Genomic DNA, 14,219 nt, shown 5'->3' with positions numbered 1-14,219 from the left:
TTTGTCCGGGCATCGCGTGGACGCAGGTATATGCAGTCAGCGACGACGCCGACGGCGACGCCGGCGCCCGGTGTGAGATCGGCGTCCGGCAGCGAGCTCGCCGCCGCGGTCCCGCAGTGGCTTCAGTTCCCGGGCTGGCGGTGGGTGCTGGCCGCCTTAATCGTCGCGGTGGGAGTCGTCTTCTCTCGGTACGTCGTCAGACTGGTCGGACGGTCCGTCGCCAGGCAGTTCCCCCGCCAGAGCGTCGCACAGACCGTTCTCCGCCTCGTCAGGGTCGGCGTCGTTTTCGTGTCCACCGCCGTCGCCGCGGGTGTCCTCGGCTTCGAGCTCGGCGATATCGTGCTCTCGGTGACGGTCTTTTCGGCCGTCCTCGGTATCGTGCTCGCTCCGATCGTCGGGAGCACGATCAACGGGCTGTTCATCCTCGCGGACCAACCCTACGAGATCGGCGATATGATCGAACTCGAGGACGGCCAGCGGGGCTTCGTCGACGAGATCACGATCCGGTACACGAAGCTCTTCACGCTCGATAACACGTTTCTCGTCATTCCCAACTCCGTGATTCGGGAGCGCCTGATAACGAACTACTCCGCGGAGGACGAGCGCGTCAGGCTGGCCCTGGACGTGGTCGTCACCTACGAGTCCGACGCGGCGGCGGCGCGGCGACTGATGCGTCGCGCCGCGGCGGACACGGCTGAGGTCATCACCGGCGGCCCCGACATCCGGGTCGGAAGCGCGCGCTACCCGGCGCGCCCGACGGTGCTTCGGGCGGCGTTCGCCGACGACGGCGTCGTGCTCAGGCTCCGCTACTGGGTGAACAAGCCCTACAAGATCCCGACCGTGGAGTCGCAGATCCGCACTCGGATCTCGGAGTCGTTCCGGGAGTCGGACGCCGGAATCGAGTTCGCCTACCCGCACCGCCACCTGATCTTCGACGACACCAGCGGCACGCTCGACGCGAGGGTCGGCGAGCGAGCCGATCGAGTCGGACGCACCCACCCGGGACACCCCGAACACACAGAGCCCGAAACGACCGATGGACCCCTCGCGAACCGCTCGCCCGACGAGTCGTAACCGACGCGAGTCGCCCTCGACTCCGGCGGCTACTCGTCCGCGCGGACGGTGATCACGGTGCACTCCAGTTTCTCCCGGAGGTACGTCTCGATGTCGGGGTCGTCGAGGAAGCGCCGGAGCATCCGTCGCCACCGGCCGGCCTGCTTCGCGCCGAGGACGACGATGTCGGCGTCGTCTGCGGCCACCTCTTCGAGTATCGTCTCCTCGACGAGGAACCCCCGGCGGACGACGTACCGCGTCCGGTCGAGCGGACCGAGCGTCGATTCGACCGCGCGTTTCAGTCCGGCCCGCGTCACGCCGTTGTTCTCCTGATAGAGGTCGACGTGCAGGACCGTCAGCTCGGCCGATCGCTCCTCGGCGATCCGAATCGCCTCCGAGAGCGTCGCTCGGGAGTGCTTCGTCAGCGGGTACCGGACGGGGACCACGACGCGCGTCATCGTCGAAGCCGAGGACGCGACGGGTCCTGAACGTTTCCACTCGGCACGCTCATCCCGCGGCGTCCGTCACCCGGCCCCCAGCGCTCGTCGCCTCCGACTCAGCGGCGCGTCGGATCCGCCCCTCGATCTCGACGCAATCCCGACTCGCGGGCGTAATCGGCGAAGTCGTGGAGGAGACGCGGCATTCACCACTCGTGATCGCAAGAGCGAAAAGAATCCGTCGTGTGGCTCGCAGGCGGCGTCCGAGCGGACCGCCGCGGCGTTTGCGGCTCGCCTTCCCCGTCTCGTGAACCTATTCGCCGTCCCGCAGCTCGAACGCGACGGTGACCTCAGCTTGGTACTCGTGACCGTCGACGGAGGCGATCTCGACGCCGAGTTCGTCCACCTCGATCCAGTGGACGTTGTCGAGCGTCTCCTCCGCGCGGTCGATCGCGTCGTCGACCGCGCCGTCGAAACTATCCGGGCTCCGTCCGATCAGGGTGACTTTCTTGAACACCATCGTCGTGCGGGGATACAGCACGGAACACGATAAGTGTCTGGGACGAATCAGAACGTCGAGCGCCGTCGGGGCGGCCGACTGCTCAGCCCCGAGAGTCGTCTAACCGTACGGTGAGCGCGTCGACGACCCCCGAGAGCTGATTGCTGCCGTAGATGGCCACGAGGATCGCACCGGCGGTGTTAAACAGGAGATCCAGCATCGAGTCACCGAGCCCGTACTGCGTGAGAACGCCCTCGGTGCCCGTCCGCGCCGCCGCAAGACTGATCATAAACTCGATCACCTCCCAGAGCACGCCGAACGCGAGGACGAAAAGCAGGATGAACACGAAGTGAAACCGCGGGGGAAGCGAGACCGAGTCGGAGTGGATGTCGACCGCGCGCGTCGTCGCGTAGCCGACGCCCGCGACGAGGCTGGCCGAGAGCGCGTGGGTGACGTGGTCCCACCACCAGACGTTCACGTAGGGCTTACCGACGACCGGGAGCGTGAGGGTACCGACCGCGTGCAGGAACACCGCTGCGGAGATCCACAGCGTCAGGCCGGCGTCCATCGGAAGCCCGAGGTCGCGTTCGAGGACGCCCGGAAGAAACGTCACGAACAGCCCGATGGCGGCGTTGAGAACGACCCCACCGCTTCGGAGCAGCACCCCGGCGACGAGCATCGCGACCAAGAACGCCTGCATCGCTCGCGTGGCCTGCCGCTGCCGGCGCTCGGAGACGTGGAGCGCCTCGCGGATTCTCATCGCCGATCTCCCGTTCCGTCGCGGTTGATCGCCTCGGGGTGTGTCGACTCTGTCGCCTCGGGGTGGCTCCCGACGTCTCCGTCGGGGAGGCGGCGTGGGATGCGGGCCCGCCGCCGGAAGTAGTACTCGAAGAGGAGGCCCGCGAAGACGCCGGCGACGGTCGCCGCGACGAAGTCCCACATCATCGCCTCCTCGAGGACCGCCTCGGGGCGGCCGTCGTACAGGAACCGCGTGCCCACGAGTACGTCGGAGAGCCAGCGGACGACCGCCCAAATGCCGGCCGCGGCCATCGTCGTCACGACGACGAAGACGACCGCGAACCGGTGGTTCATCTTCACCGGCGTGAACACGTCGAGTTCGACGGCGATCAGGAGCGCGACGGCCGCGACCGCGACGTACGTGGTCACGCGGCCGGAGAACGTCATTCCGCCGATCCGCTCGCCGGCGACGAGCGCCCGCGCGATGAGCGGGAAGGCGGCGAGGAAGACGACCTCCCAGGGGAGCATCGCCGTCGGATTCCGCCGGATGAGCGGCGGGACGAGCGCGACGGCGAGCACGGCGAGCGTGAAACCGGCCCACTCGTAGTCCCCGGCGAGGAATTCGCCGACGGCCGTGGCCGCCAGAAAGACGAAGAGGAGCCCGGCCAACACGGCGTTGAGCCGACGGCTCTCGACGACGTGCGACAGGCCGGTGTGCGACATACCGACGGGTACGCGACGCCGGATACAAAATGGTTCCTGCGGCGACGCCTCTCAGTCGATCGCGAACGCGACGAAGCAACGGTCGCCGACGCGGCGTTAGCTGGCGTCCGGGAGGTGGACGTCGTACTCGCCGTCGTCGCCAACGCCGATCACGGCCCACTCGTAGGCCGGATCGGCGCTCTCGAGATGATTCTGTACGTCCCCTGTGGTCGATTTCGGTGCGACGAAGCATCGGAACCGATAGTCGTTCGACGGGTCGCCGCCGTCGGCGAGTACGCGGCGTCCGCGAAGGTCTTCGTCGTCCGAAAGCGCCGTGACGCGGACCGTGCGCCACTTCCGCTCGGCGACGAACTCCGGTCCGTCGCCCGAAACACTGTAGCCCAGCCGACTGAAGATCGCCCGGGCGTCCTCCGAGGGAGGCATGCTGACAGGGGGCATGTACCTGCGACTACTGCACCCGATAGCATAAATCTTGTTACGATATGACACACGATATTGTGCGGATACGGACGGGACCGCGTCTCTTCGGAACAGCCAACTCACTCGTGGGCCGCGTCCCACTCCTCGGGCTTCCGCAGATTCCCGCAGCCGTTGCACTCGATGCGCCCCATCGTGTCCATCGCATTGTCGGTCGACTCGCAGTTCGCACAGAGATACCCCCAGCGCCGCTCGTTGTCGGGAGTCGCGTACACGACGAAGAAGGGGCCTTTCGCGCCGCGCGCGGCGTCCGAGCGGTCGGCGTACACCGTCTCGCCGTCGGGCGTCTCGACGGCGTCGCGTTCGGTAGCCATACCTCCGGTTAGCGACGCCGCGGTATATCTGTCACGTTCGGGGAGAACCCGCGAACGCGCGGAGAGAAGCCGCGAGGCGCCCTCACGATCACGTTCGGAAGGACTCGCCGCACCCGCACTCGCTGACGACGTTGGGGTTTTCGACGTGGAATCCCGCGCCCTGGAGACCGCCCTCGTAGCGGAGCGTCGATCCGCCGACGTAGTTCTGACTCGCGGGATCGACGAACACCCGGAGCCCGTGCTGTTCGACCACGGCGTCGTCGGACTCCGGTTCGTGATCGAACCGCATCCCGTAGGAGAGCCCCGCACAGCCCCCCTGCTGAACGAACAGCCGGAGCCCCGCCTCGTCGGTGTCGAGCCCCTCGGACTCGATGAGTCGAAGCGCCTCCGAGGCGGCCTCCTCCGTGACGGTCACCGTCGAGTTGTTCCCGCCGGCATCGGCCGTTTCCGTACTCATATGTTACTCACTACCGGACGAACGGTGTTAATCTTGACGCTGCCCAACCGCCGGCACGCCCCGGCGACTGCCGGGGATATATGTGGGCCGCTCGCGAACCGGCGGATATGTACGACGCGATCCTCGTTCCGACAGACGGCAGCGACCAAGCCGACGCGGCGGTCGACCACGCCGCGTCGCTCGCGGCGGCCCACGGCGCGACGCTCCACGTGCTCTACGTCGCCGACGCCAACCGCGACAGCGTCACGACGCTCGGCGGCGAAGTCGTCGATGCGCTCGAACGCGAAGGGACACGGATCATCGAAAAGACCACCGATCGCCTTGATCTCGCGATCGAGGTCGTCGACGCCGTCGAGACGGGAGACCCCGTCGGGACGATACTCGAGTACGCCGAGACGGTGGACGCCGACCTGATCGTGATGGGCACGCACGGTCGCCGCGGACTCGACCGCTACCTCCTCGGGAGCACGACAGAACGCGTCGTCAGGCTGTCGTCGATTCCGGTGCTGACGCTCCGCGAGGAGTAGCCGCGACCGCGATCCGGACGCGACCGCCGGCTCACTGGCCCGTCTCGACGGCGCGAACGCCGCGACCGACGACAACGCCGGGAAGGTCGCTCTCGCCGGCGACGAGCACGTCCGCGAACCCCGCGGTTCGGAGCGCGGCGGTGAGTCCCTCGGCCGTCGTCGTCTCGACGGTCCGCGAGTCGGACACGACCGCCGCGTCGCCCGTCCGCCGATCTGTGACCCGGTAGTCGATGACGACCCTGCCCGTCGGGGCGTCGACGTCGACGGCCCGTTCGAGGAGGTACCGCGACCCGCGGTAGGTCTCGACGCCCGGTTCCGCCACGGCGGCCGGCGCGGTCGGAGCGGCGACGACGGCGATTCCGCCCGGTCGAAGCGCCCCGTACGCGGCCACGCAGACGTCGACGGCCGAGGCGCGGCCGGTCGCGTGCTCGCCCGCGCAGACGCCGTCGAACGCGGGGTGTACGGGTGGTCGAGTCGGCGAACCCTGCACGACTGCCTCGCCGCGCGCGGCCGAGAATCCGAGCCGCGCGCGGCGAGAGTCGACGCCGACCGCGTCGTATCGCTCGCCGAGTTCGCGCAGGAGCGCCCCGGTCCCGCTCCCGAGTTCGAGCACGCGGTCGACGTCGGCGGGAAAGCGCGAGGCGACGAGTCGCGCTCGGCGCTCGCCCCACCCGTCGGGAACGGACCGGGCGATGATCGGCGCGGGCGTCCCGTCGGCGGCGTGGTCGTCAGTCGGGTCCGAGAGCACGGCCTCGCACGCGTCGGCGAACGTCGGGGGTCGGGGGACGTCGGCCATCCGAGTCACTCGGCGCGGTCCGAGGGGTCCCCGAGGTTCTCAGCGGCGAACCGCGCGCGGACGCTCTCGGCGTGTGCTTCCAGCCCCTCGGCCTCCGCGAGCGTCGTGATCGTCTCCGAGAGCGCCGTCAAGCCGTCGCGGTCGAGCCGCTGCACCGTCGTCGAGCGCAGGAAGGTGTCGACCGAGAGACCGCCGTAGCGCCTCGCGCCGCCGGACGTCGGGAGGACGTGGTTCGTGCCCGACGCGTAGTCGCCGGCGGCAACGGGCGTGTACGGGCCCAAGAACACGCTGCCGGCGTTCGAGATCCGATCCAGCAGGGCCTCGCTGTCCTCGGTTTGAATCGAGAGGTGCTCGGCCGCGTACTCCTCTGCGAACAGGACGGCCTCCGACATCGACCGCGCGCGGAGGACGCCCGAGGCGTCGTTTCCGAGCGCCTCGCGGATCACGTCGGCGCGCTCTCGGTCGGCGAGCTGTGCCTCTACCGCCTCGACGACGTCCCCGGCGACGTCCGCGTCGTCGGTGACGGCGACGACGGAGGCGTTCGGATCGTGCTCGGCCTGCGCGAGCAGATCTGCCGCGACGAAGTCGGGCTCCGCCGTCTCGTCCGCCAGCACGAGGACCTCCGAGGGCCCCGCGAGGAAGTCGATGTCCACGTCGCCTCTGACTTCGGCCTTCGCGGCGGTGACCCACCGGTTTCCGGGGCCGACGACTTTCTGAACCGCGTTCACGGTCTCGGTGCCGTACGCGAGCGCGCCGATGGCCTGCGCGCCGCCGACGCTGTAGACCGCGTCGGCACCCGCGACGTGCGCCGCCGCGAGCGTGACCGGATTCAGCTCTTCGGCCGGGGGGGTCGCGAGCGCGACGTGCTCGACGCCCGCGACCTTCGCGGGGACGACGCCCATCAGCACGCTCGAGGGGTACGCGGCCGTGCCGCCCGGGGCGTAGACGCCGACGCGCTCTATCGGGCGGAAGCGGCGGCCGAGTTCCCGGAGCCCCGAATCCGAGCGATCCTCCGCACCCGCCGCGTCCGCGCCGAACGTCTCCCGCCAGTCGTCGGGGACCTGCCGCTCGTGGAACGCCCGAACGTTCGCCGCCGCGGTCTCGATCGCCGCACGCACGTCGTCGTCGATGGCCCCGTAGGCGCGTTCGGCCTCGTCGGTCACGTCGAGATTGCCGACCTCCACGCCGTCGAACTCCCGGCAGAACTCCCGGACGGCGACGTCGCCCTCCTCGCGCACGCGACCGACGATCTCTCTGACGTCGGCGCGCGCGTCGCCGATCCCGGCGTCGCGATCGAAGAAGGCCGCCCGCTCCTCCGGCGAGAGGTCGGAGACGGCCCGGACTTGCAGCGTCATGTCCCGCGGTTCGGCGCGGGCGGGTAAGGACGTTCCGGAACTGCGGAGACCACCGACACGGAACCGCGGAGACCATCGAAAGCGGCGCGAGTCCGCGTGCGCTCAGGCGACCTGTCGCTCGTCGGTGAACGTCACCGTCCGGTCCGCAGAGTCGACAGTCGTCTGAACGGTAATCCAGCCGTCGTTGTTCTGCACCTTGAGCGCCTCCGAGAACGAGAGGTCGACGCGGCGAGTCGTCGTGAAGGACTCGCCGGCCGCGAGCGTGCCGACGTCGGCGTCGCCGTTCCAGATGACGTCACCGTCTGTACCCCGCCCGGCGAAGATGCGCGTGTGGACGGTGACGCCCTCGGCGGTCGCGTCCTGTTGATTCGTCAGCGTGGAGGTGACGTCGCGACAGGTCTGTCCGCACTCTTCGATGTTCTCGATAGTGAACGCGAAGGGCGGAGTCGGCGTCTCGTCGACCGATGAATCTGACGTCGCGGTTCCCGATCCCTCCGATCCGTCGAGGTCATCGTTCCCCGCCGAGTCCGAGGCCGTCGCGGTCGGGAACGGCTCGGATTCGTCGGCGTCGCCGCCGGACGTGATGTTCTCGCCCACGACGACGGCCCCGACACCGACGGCAACGACGAGCGCGATGATAACGATCGGTTTTGCGTTCATACGTATCAGACCAGTTTCAAATTGTGATCAGCGGTCACACGACCGGGCGTCGGCTCTCGACTACCGTTCCAAAGCCACTGCTAGCGTTGGGGGTCGGAGTCGGATATGGGCACCGGTGTTCGAGGGCCGGGGCGGTCGGCGTTCAGCGGGGACCGGGCGATCCGCGGGTTTCTCGAGCAGTTACGCGTCGGTATCGGTGCTCTCGTCTGATCTATCGTCGCCGTCCGCCTCATCGGCACCGGCCGCGTCACTTACCGCGGGGCCGAGCGAATCGAGCGATCCGTCGAGGAATCCCTGAACGAGTCCGTGGACGTCCGAGACGAAGTCCGGGACCGGTCCGGGAAGTTCAGCGGGCGGGCCGGCCTGTTCGGCCGCGCTCGAGCCGGCACGGTCGGCCGCACCGGCGTTCGCGTCGTCCGCGGCTGCCGCGCCGCCTGTGTTTGCCGAGGCTGTACTTCCGGGTATCGCGGCCGCCGCGCCCGTCGCAACGAGGAGCGCCGCGAGCGCGACTGCGAGTACGGTGGTTCGTTTCATCGTCGATCTACACCTGAGGCGACGAGCCGGGAGTACGTAAGCCGTCGAGTCCGTAAGCCCCGTTTATCCCGGTTTTTCCGATGGTTAACCCGGATTTCGCGGAGTTGTCTCGGGTTCAAACGCGTGCGAGAACGCGCGCCGGCGCGCCGTCGGCGTCGACCCTCAGGGGGCAGACGAGCAACTCGAAGGCGCGGTCGGGGAGCGCCTCCAGGTTGCAGACGTTCTCGACGATCGGTATCCCCGAACCGCAGAGCGCGCGGTGGGCGGGGAGCGCGTCTCCCTCGTGGGATGCCGGGAGGTCGCCCTCGAGTGAGGGGTCCGGGCTGAGCGCGTCGACGACGACCGCAACGTCCGCGGCGGCGCACCGTCGAGCCGTCTCGGGCGCGAGAAACGGGTGATCGACCATCCGCTCAGTACCCCAGTGGTTAGCCCAGCCGGTTCTGAAGACGAGCGCGTCGACATCGCCGAGGGCGGCGTCGCTCCCCCCGTCCGGAAGCGCTTCGACCTCGATGGCTGCCCTCGGGCCGACGCCGCGACAGTCGACCACGCGCGCGTCGAACCGCAGGTCTTCGGGGCCGAACGCGCCGAGCGTCGCGCCGTCGGGGTCGATGTGGGCGGGCGCGTCGACGTGCGTGCCGGTGTGCGTCCCGAGTTCCAGCCGAGAGACGCGGTAGCCGTCCTCGGCGTGCGTCGCGTGCGGAGCGATTTCGACCACGGGGTCGCCGGGGTACGTCGGCATCCCGGACTCGACAGGTCGCGTGAGGTCGGCGAGGCGGCCGTCGGCGTCAGTGGTTCGCTCCCCGGTCACGCGAACGCGCGCCCCCGGCTCACGGGTGCGTCCAGTAGACGACCGACTCGTCGGCGGCGTGCTCGTCGACGCGCGCGAAGCCGACCCGCTCGAACTGGACGACGTCGCCGACGGCCGTTTCCCCGAAATCCGGCTCGGAGACGCCCGTCACGTCGCCGTCGGGCGTTCGCATCCGGACGTCGACGCCGCCCTCGGCCGGCGCCCAGTGGACGACGTCGACGCCGCCGTCGCGGACGACCTCGATGCCGTCGTCGGTCGCGACGAGCGTCTCCGGATCGCCGCCGGAGCGACGGACGCACGCGTAGCCCTTCAGCCAGACGCGTTCGCCCGCCTCCGGAACGTCCTCGGGTTCGAGAACGACGCCGTCAGCGGCCGGGATCGTCCGCTCGCCGCGTTCCTCGTGGTCGGGGTGAAGCGGCGGGTGGCCGGCCTCCGGACCGCCCGCGACGCGGAATCGCTCGCCGTCGCGGACGAGGAAGTAGCGCTCGGCCCCGTCATCGACGAGTTCTCTGTTGGCGGCGTAGATCGAACTCATCGAGAGGTCGACGTTCGAGGTCGACGTCCCGAGCGCGATCAGCGCCTCGACGACCGCCTCGCCGCGGATGCCGCGCCGCCGCAGGCTCTGCAGCGTCGGCGCGCGCGGGTCGTCCCAGCCGTCGAGTTCGCCGGCCTCGATCCGCGCTTTCAGCGTCGACGTAGAGAGCTTCACGTCGTAGGCGTCGACCTGCACGTGGCCCCAGTGGATCACCTCCGGGTACTCCCACCCGAAGTAGTCGTAGACGAACCGCTGGCGCTTCGCGGAGTCCTGGAGGTCGATGCCGCGGATGATGTGCGTGACGCCCGTGAGGTGGTCGTCGACGCCGGACTGGAAGTCGAGCATCGGCCAGCAGCGGTAGTCGGCCGCCTCCTCGCGCGGGTGCGGCGTGTCGATCATCCGGAACGCGACCCAGTCGCGGAGCGCCGGGTTCTTGTGTTCGATGTCGGTGCGGACGCGGAGGACCATCTCGCCGGAGCCGTACTCGCCGTCGACCATTGCTTGGAACTCCTCGCGGGTCGTCGCCGCGTCCTTCTCGCGGTGCGGACACGCCCGCGCGTCGTTCTTCAGCGCCGAGAACTCCTCGCCCGTGCACGAGCAGGTGTAGGCGCCGCCGGCGTCGATCAGGTCGCGGGCGTGTTCGTAGTAGGTCTCCAGCCGGTCGGAGGCGATCACGACGTCGTCGGGCTCGAAGCCGAGGTAGGCGATGTCGTCGAGGATGGCGTCGTAGGCGTCGAGGTCCGGTCGCTTCGTCTCGGGGTCGGTGTCGTCGAAGCGGACGATGAACGACCCGTCGTAGCGCTCCTTGTACGTGCCGATGACCGCGGGCATCCGGGCGTGACCGATGTGCCAGGGGCCGTTGGGGTTCGGCGCCGCCCGCATCCGCACCTCGTCGTAGTCGTCGGCGTTCGGGAGGTCCGGGAGGGCGTGGTCGTCTCCCTCGTCTTCGGACTCCATCTCCGCGAGTTCCTCCGGCGCGAGTTCCGCCAGTCGGTCGCGCTTTTCGGGCGTCGAGAGGTCGTTCACGCGGGCGACGACGCCGCCGACGACGCCGGGGATCTCGTCGCCGTGCGGCCGGAAGTCGGGGTTCTCGCCCATCAGCGGGCCCATCACGGCCCCGACGTCGGCGTCGCTGTCGTATTTGACCGCGTTGAGCAGCGCGTGCTTTTCGGCCTCGCGCTCGACGCGTTCGCGTAGGTCCTCGTCCATTACGCGCCGATGCGTCCTCCCCGGTAAAAAGGGGGCCGGATTGGGGTTCACGGGGGTGGGAGTTGCCGACCGCAGGACGGAGTGTTGGCGCCGGCCACTCACATCGAAGACGTCGAACGGCGGCCTACTGACGGGGACGCTCACCCGCCGTCTGAAACAACGGCAGAGCGATCAGAGGCAAAATCAGTTACGCTCCCGATCAGTCAGCGGCGGGTGCGGCGTTCGCGCCCGCCGTCTCGTCCGGGACGGTGCCGTCGTCGTTCCACCCGCGCTCGTCGTAGTACGCCGAGAGGGCCGCCTCGAAGTCGGGCAGGTCGTAGGGCAGGCGGTCCTGGTTGCGGTCGAAGCCACGCTTATTGTTGAAGTGGCGCTCGAGGGTGACGACCCGGTCGCCCACTTCGAGTAAGTCTTCGTAGTCGGCGCCGAACAGCGACTCGTAGCGGGCGGGGGTCATGAAGTCCCGGGAGAACTTGCAGACGACGCCGCTGTCGTTCAGCGCCATGAGATTCTCGCGCTCGACGAGGATGTCGGCCTTGCCGAGGGTGCCCTCGGGTTCGACGGCCTCGTCCTTGGGGACGAGCGGGTACTCGACCGAGTAGAAGGTCGCGTACATATGATCGGCGCCGCGGTTCGCGACGGCGTAGGAGAGACCCTGGCCGTGAAGGACGCGGCCCTCGTGCGCGGCGAAGTCCATCCCCTTGACCGACCAGTTCTCGACGCCGAGGTCGTCGTGGACGCGGTCGACGCCCTCCGCGAGGGTATCGCCGATCCCCTCGCGGTAGGCGATCTTCTCGAGGAGGTCCCAGATGAGCTCTCGGTTGCCGAACTCGTCCTCGGCGGCGAGGTAGGCCGCCACGGTGTTTCCCGCCGAGATGGCGTCGAGGCCGAAGTCGTCGCAGAGCCCGTTCGAGACCATCACGTCGACGATGTCGTCGACGCCCGAGTTCGACCCGAAGGCCATCGCGACCTCGAACTCGGGGCCCTCCGTCTCGACGCCGCGCTCCTCGTCTCTCGTCGGGAGCTTGCAGGCGAACGCGCATGCCGAACAGGTTCCCTTCTTGTGCTTCTTCTCCGCCACCGCGGAGCCGTTGATGCCCTCGACGCCCTCGAACTGCTGCTCGGAGAAGTAGTACGAGGGAAGCCCGTTCTTCTCGTTGGCGAGATCCATGACGGCGACGGTCCCCTGTTCTTTCATGATGTGGTCGCTCGTCGCCGCCTCCCGGTGGATCTCCGTCTGGGTGGCGGGAATGTCGGTCTCAGGGCGGGAGTCGCCCTCGACAGCGAGCGCCTTGACGTTCTTCGAACCGAGGACGGCGCCGAGTCCGCCACGGCCGAACGCGCGCTCCTCGGAGGTCATCACGGAGGCGAAGCGGACGCGGTTCTCGCCGGCGGGCCCGATGATGGCTGTCTTGTCCGCGCCGATATCGTGGGTCGACTCGAGGTAGCCGACCGTCTCCGGCACCGTCGCTTCCTCGAGATCCGGGACTTCCTCAAACGCAACGCCCTCGTCGGTCACGTGGAGGACGACGAGTTCGTCGCTCTGGCCGACGATCTCGACCGCCGCGTAGCCGGTATCGGCGAAGTGTCGAGACATAAAGCCGCCGGCGTTCGAAGAGACGAGGCCGTCGGTCAACGGCGAGACGGCGGTGCAGTTCATCCGTCCGGTGAAGGACATATTCGACACCTGCATCGGGCCGGTCGTGAAGAACAGTCGGTTCTCCGGGCCGAACGGGTCCGCGTCGAACGGGATCCGCTCGTGGGCTAGCGCAGTCCCGACGCCGCGGCCGCCGATGAACTCCTCGAGGACGTCGTCGACGGCCGTCTCCTCGACGGTTCGATCGCCGACGTCGATGGTCAAGAGCGGGCCGGTCGTGTGGAGCATTATCAGTGGTAGCTCCTTGCCGACTACGCGAATATCGTTTTTGGTCCTCCGAGTACGTCGGCGACGCTCGAAGAGAGCATATCGCGGGCGGGCGGTGCTCGCCGCAGACCGCCCTAGCGACGAACCTCCGCGCCGGGCCGTCGTCGACGACGAGATCCGTGCCGGCGGTCAGTAGCCGCGCGTGATCAGGTAGTCCGCGAGATCACAGAGGAGCGCGCGCGCCTCGTTGTCCGGGAGGACCTCGAGGTGCGCCTTCGCGTTCTCAGCGAGCTCGCGGGCTTTCTCCTCCGCGTAGCCGATCGATCCGGCGTTATCGAGCGTCTCGACGGCCGATTCGATCTCCGATTCGGTGACGGATTCGACGTCGGCGGCGCCGACGAGGCCGTCGACGTCGACGCCCTGCTGGCGCGCGTGCAGCGTGATGATCGTCTCCTTGTTCTCGACGAGGTCCGAGCCGCGCTGTTTGCCGAGCGTCTCGGAGGGCACCGTCAGATCGAGGACGTCGTCCTGAATCTGGAACGCGCGTCCGGAGTCGATGCCGTAGCGATACAGCGCCTCGACGGTCTCGTCGTCGGCGTCCATCAGGGTCGCGGCGGTCGCCGTCGCCGCGCCGTACAGGACCGCCGTCTTCAGCTCGATCATCTCGAGGTACTCGTCGGGGAGGACCTCCGTGCGGCGCTCGAACTCGACGTCGAGCGCCTGCCCCTCACAGATCTGCGTGCAGGTCGTCGCGAGCCGACGGACCGCTTCGAGGCCGTTGGCGGGGTCTGCACCCGTCTCCGAGAGCAGCTCGAAGGCCTTCGCATAGAGCGTGTCGCCCGCGAGGATCGCCGTCTCGGTGTCGTACGCCTTGTGGACCGCGGGGACGCCGCGGCGGAGGTCGTCGTCGTCCATAATGTCGTCGTGGATCAGCGTGAACGACTGGATGACCTCGATGCTCGTCGCGGCGGCCATCACGTCGATTTCGGCGCCGTCGAGCGCCGGGAACGCGCGGTAGTCGACCGAGAGCGGCTCGACGTCCGCCAGCGCCTCCGCGGTCAGAAGCGAGACGGTGGGGCGGAGCCGCTTCCCGCCGGCCGTCAGGAGGTGGCGCGTCGCCTCGTAGAGGCGCTCGGGGGACTTCATCGGGATGTCCTCCTCGAGCGCCTCGTTGACGAGTTCGCGCCGCTCTCGAACCGCCTCGAGCACGCGTTCCTCCGTCGCTTCCGAACTCAT

At 68.8% G+C, this 14,219-nt stretch carries 17 protein-coding genes; 2 read left to right on the top strand and 15 right to left on the bottom strand.

Going from position 1 to position 14,219, the window contains the following annotated elements:
• Positions 1 to 30 precede the first annotated feature (30 nt).
• Positions 31 to 1,074: a mechanosensitive ion channel domain-containing protein gene (locus tag ACT3HL_RS05345; protein WP_445085772.1), complete on the top strand. Its 1,044-nt coding sequence runs from the start codon at positions 31 to 33 to the stop codon at positions 1,072 to 1,074.
• 29 nt (positions 1,075 to 1,103) lie between these two features.
• Here ACT3HL_RS05345 and ACT3HL_RS05340 read toward each other — a convergent pair whose 3' ends face one another.
• The 7 genes from ACT3HL_RS05340 to ACT3HL_RS05310 form a co-directional block, all read right to left on the bottom strand.
• Positions 1,104 to 1,511 carry a universal stress protein gene (locus tag ACT3HL_RS05340; RefSeq protein ID WP_445085771.1) on the bottom strand — a complete coding sequence of 136 codons (408 nt, stop codon included), beginning with the start codon at positions 1,509 to 1,511 and terminating at the stop codon, positions 1,104 to 1,106.
• A 292-nt stretch (positions 1,512 to 1,803) separates the two neighbouring features.
• The gene (locus ACT3HL_RS05335) at positions 1,804 to 2,010 is read right to left on the bottom strand and encodes a dodecin (RefSeq protein WP_445085770.1); all 207 of its coding nucleotides are present in this window, start codon (positions 2,008 to 2,010) and stop codon (positions 1,804 to 1,806) included.
• 82 nt (positions 2,011 to 2,092) lie between these two features.
• The gene (locus ACT3HL_RS05330) at positions 2,093 to 2,749 is read right to left on the bottom strand and encodes a hypothetical protein (RefSeq protein WP_445085769.1); all 657 of its coding nucleotides are present in this window, start codon (positions 2,747 to 2,749) and stop codon (positions 2,093 to 2,095) included.
• Positions 2,746 to 3,450 carry a hypothetical protein gene (locus ACT3HL_RS05325; RefSeq protein WP_445085768.1) on the bottom strand — a complete coding sequence of 235 codons (705 nt, stop codon included), beginning with the start codon at positions 3,448 to 3,450 and terminating at the stop codon, positions 2,746 to 2,748. The genes ACT3HL_RS05330 and ACT3HL_RS05325 overlap by 4 nt, the downstream gene beginning before the upstream one ends.
• A 96-nt stretch (positions 3,451 to 3,546) precedes the next feature.
• Entirely contained in the window at positions 3,547 to 3,888 is a 342-nt protein-coding gene (locus ACT3HL_RS05320; protein ID WP_445085767.1) for a DUF7116 family protein, read from the bottom strand.
• A 101-nt stretch (positions 3,889 to 3,989) separates the two neighbouring features.
• Positions 3,990 to 4,241: a DUF5816 domain-containing protein gene (locus ACT3HL_RS05315; protein WP_445085766.1), complete on the bottom strand. Its 252-nt coding sequence runs from the start codon at positions 4,239 to 4,241 to the stop codon at positions 3,990 to 3,992.
• An 88-nt stretch (positions 4,242 to 4,329) separates the two neighbouring features.
• Positions 4,330 to 4,698 (bottom strand): iron-sulfur cluster assembly accessory protein, encoded by a 369-nt coding sequence (locus ACT3HL_RS05310; protein WP_445085765.1) that lies wholly within the window; start codon positions 4,696 to 4,698, stop codon positions 4,330 to 4,332.
• A 107-nt stretch (positions 4,699 to 4,805) separates the two neighbouring features.
• On the opposite strand from ACT3HL_RS05310, the gene ACT3HL_RS05305 reads away from it, so the two are divergent.
• Positions 4,806 to 5,225, top strand: a complete 420-nt coding sequence (locus tag ACT3HL_RS05305; protein WP_445085764.1) for a universal stress protein — start codon at positions 4,806 to 4,808, stop codon at positions 5,223 to 5,225.
• A 31-nt stretch (positions 5,226 to 5,256) separates the two neighbouring features.
• On the opposite strand, the gene ACT3HL_RS05300 is transcribed toward ACT3HL_RS05305, so the two are convergent.
• The 8 genes from ACT3HL_RS05300 to idsA3 all read right to left on the bottom strand — a co-directional run bounded on the left by ACT3HL_RS05300 (position 5,257) and on the right by idsA3 (position 14,219).
• Positions 5,257 to 6,021, bottom strand: a complete 765-nt coding sequence (locus ACT3HL_RS05300) for a class I SAM-dependent methyltransferase (protein ID WP_445085763.1) — start codon at positions 6,019 to 6,021, stop codon at positions 5,257 to 5,259.
• Between the two features lie 5 nt (positions 6,022 to 6,026).
• Positions 6,027 to 7,376: a histidinol dehydrogenase gene (hisD, locus tag ACT3HL_RS05295; RefSeq protein ID WP_445085762.1), complete on the bottom strand. Its 1,350-nt coding sequence runs from the start codon at positions 7,374 to 7,376 to the stop codon at positions 6,027 to 6,029.
• A 102-nt stretch (positions 7,377 to 7,478) separates the two neighbouring features.
• A complete protein-coding gene (locus ACT3HL_RS05290; protein WP_445085761.1) occupies positions 7,479 to 8,036 on the bottom strand; it encodes a hypothetical protein in 558 nt (185 codons plus the stop codon).
• Positions 8,037 to 8,216: 180 nt separating this feature from the next.
• Positions 8,217 to 8,570 carry a hypothetical protein gene (locus ACT3HL_RS05285; protein ID WP_445085760.1) on the bottom strand — a complete coding sequence of 118 codons (354 nt, stop codon included), beginning with the start codon at positions 8,568 to 8,570 and terminating at the stop codon, positions 8,217 to 8,219.
• 115 nt (positions 8,571 to 8,685) lie between these two features.
• Complete coding sequence (locus ACT3HL_RS05280; RefSeq protein ID WP_445085759.1) at positions 8,686 to 9,378, bottom strand: cyclase family protein; 693 nt, start codon at positions 9,376 to 9,378, stop codon at positions 8,686 to 8,688.
• 19 nt (positions 9,379 to 9,397) lie between these two features.
• Positions 9,398 to 11,122: a glutamate--tRNA ligase gene (locus ACT3HL_RS05275; RefSeq protein WP_445085758.1), complete on the bottom strand. Its 1,725-nt coding sequence runs from the start codon at positions 11,120 to 11,122 to the stop codon at positions 9,398 to 9,400.
• A gap of 199 nt (positions 11,123 to 11,321) precedes the next feature.
• Positions 11,322 to 13,004, bottom strand: coding sequence for an aldehyde ferredoxin oxidoreductase C-terminal domain-containing protein (locus ACT3HL_RS05270; protein ID WP_445085757.1), 1,683 nt, complete (start codon positions 13,002 to 13,004; stop codon positions 11,322 to 11,324).
• 168 nt (positions 13,005 to 13,172) lie between these two features.
• Positions 13,173 to 14,219, bottom strand: coding sequence for a geranylfarnesyl diphosphate synthase (gene idsA3, locus ACT3HL_RS05265; protein ID WP_445085756.1), 1,047 nt, complete (start codon positions 14,217 to 14,219; stop codon positions 13,173 to 13,175).

This window comes from Halobellus sp. GM3 (genome assembly GCF_052545375.1).
Note: the sequence above shows the minus strand (reverse complement) of the source record. Positions and strands in the feature narration are given on the sequence as shown.

What these genes read in the sequence shown, in the direction of transcription:
- idsA3 (WP_445085756.1), bottom strand. Translation starts at nt 14,219, where the DNA reads ATGAGTTCGGAAGCGACGGAGGAACGCGTGCTCGAGGCGGTTCGAGAG.
- ACT3HL_RS05325 (WP_445085768.1), bottom strand. Translation starts at nt 3,450, where the DNA reads ATGTCGCACACCGGCCTGTCGCACGTCGTCGAGAGCCGTCGGCTCAAC.
- ACT3HL_RS05300 (WP_445085763.1), bottom strand. Translation starts at nt 6,021, where the DNA reads ATGGCCGACGTCCCCCGACCCCCGACGTTCGCCGACGCGTGCGAGGCC.
- ACT3HL_RS05335 (WP_445085770.1), bottom strand. Translation starts at nt 2,010, where the DNA reads ATGGTGTTCAAGAAAGTCACCCTGATCGGACGGAGCCCGGATAGTTTC.
- ACT3HL_RS05310 (WP_445085765.1), bottom strand. Translation starts at nt 4,698, where the DNA reads ATGAGTACGGAAACGGCCGATGCCGGCGGGAACAACTCGACGGTGACC.
- ACT3HL_RS05275 (WP_445085758.1), bottom strand. Translation starts at nt 11,122, where the DNA reads ATGGACGAGGACCTACGCGAACGCGTCGAGCGCGAGGCCGAAAAGCAC.
- hisD (WP_445085762.1), bottom strand. Translation starts at nt 7,376, where the DNA reads ATGACGCTGCAAGTCCGGGCCGTCTCCGACCTCTCGCCGGAGGAGCGG.
- ACT3HL_RS05315 (WP_445085766.1), bottom strand. Translation starts at nt 4,241, where the DNA reads ATGGCTACCGAACGCGACGCCGTCGAGACGCCCGACGGCGAGACGGTG.
- ACT3HL_RS05305 (WP_445085764.1), top strand. Translation starts at nt 4,806, where the DNA reads ATGTACGACGCGATCCTCGTTCCGACAGACGGCAGCGACCAAGCCGAC.
- ACT3HL_RS05285 (WP_445085760.1), bottom strand. Translation starts at nt 8,570, where the DNA reads ATGAAACGAACCACCGTACTCGCAGTCGCGCTCGCGGCGCTCCTCGTT.
- ACT3HL_RS05330 (WP_445085769.1), bottom strand. Translation starts at nt 2,749, where the DNA reads ATGAGAATCCGCGAGGCGCTCCACGTCTCCGAGCGCCGGCAGCGGCAG.
- ACT3HL_RS05340 (WP_445085771.1), bottom strand. Translation starts at nt 1,511, where the DNA reads ATGACGCGCGTCGTGGTCCCCGTCCGGTACCCGCTGACGAAGCACTCC.
- ACT3HL_RS05290 (WP_445085761.1), bottom strand. Translation starts at nt 8,036, where the DNA reads ATGAACGCAAAACCGATCGTTATCATCGCGCTCGTCGTTGCCGTCGGT.
- ACT3HL_RS05320 (WP_445085767.1), bottom strand. Translation starts at nt 3,888, where the DNA reads ATGCCCCCTGTCAGCATGCCTCCCTCGGAGGACGCCCGGGCGATCTTC.
- ACT3HL_RS05345 (WP_445085772.1), top strand. Translation starts at nt 31, where the DNA reads ATGCAGTCAGCGACGACGCCGACGGCGACGCCGGCGCCCGGTGTGAGA.
- ACT3HL_RS05270 (WP_445085757.1), bottom strand. Translation starts at nt 13,004, where the DNA reads ATGCTCCACACGACCGGCCCGCTCTTGACCATCGACGTCGGCGATCGA.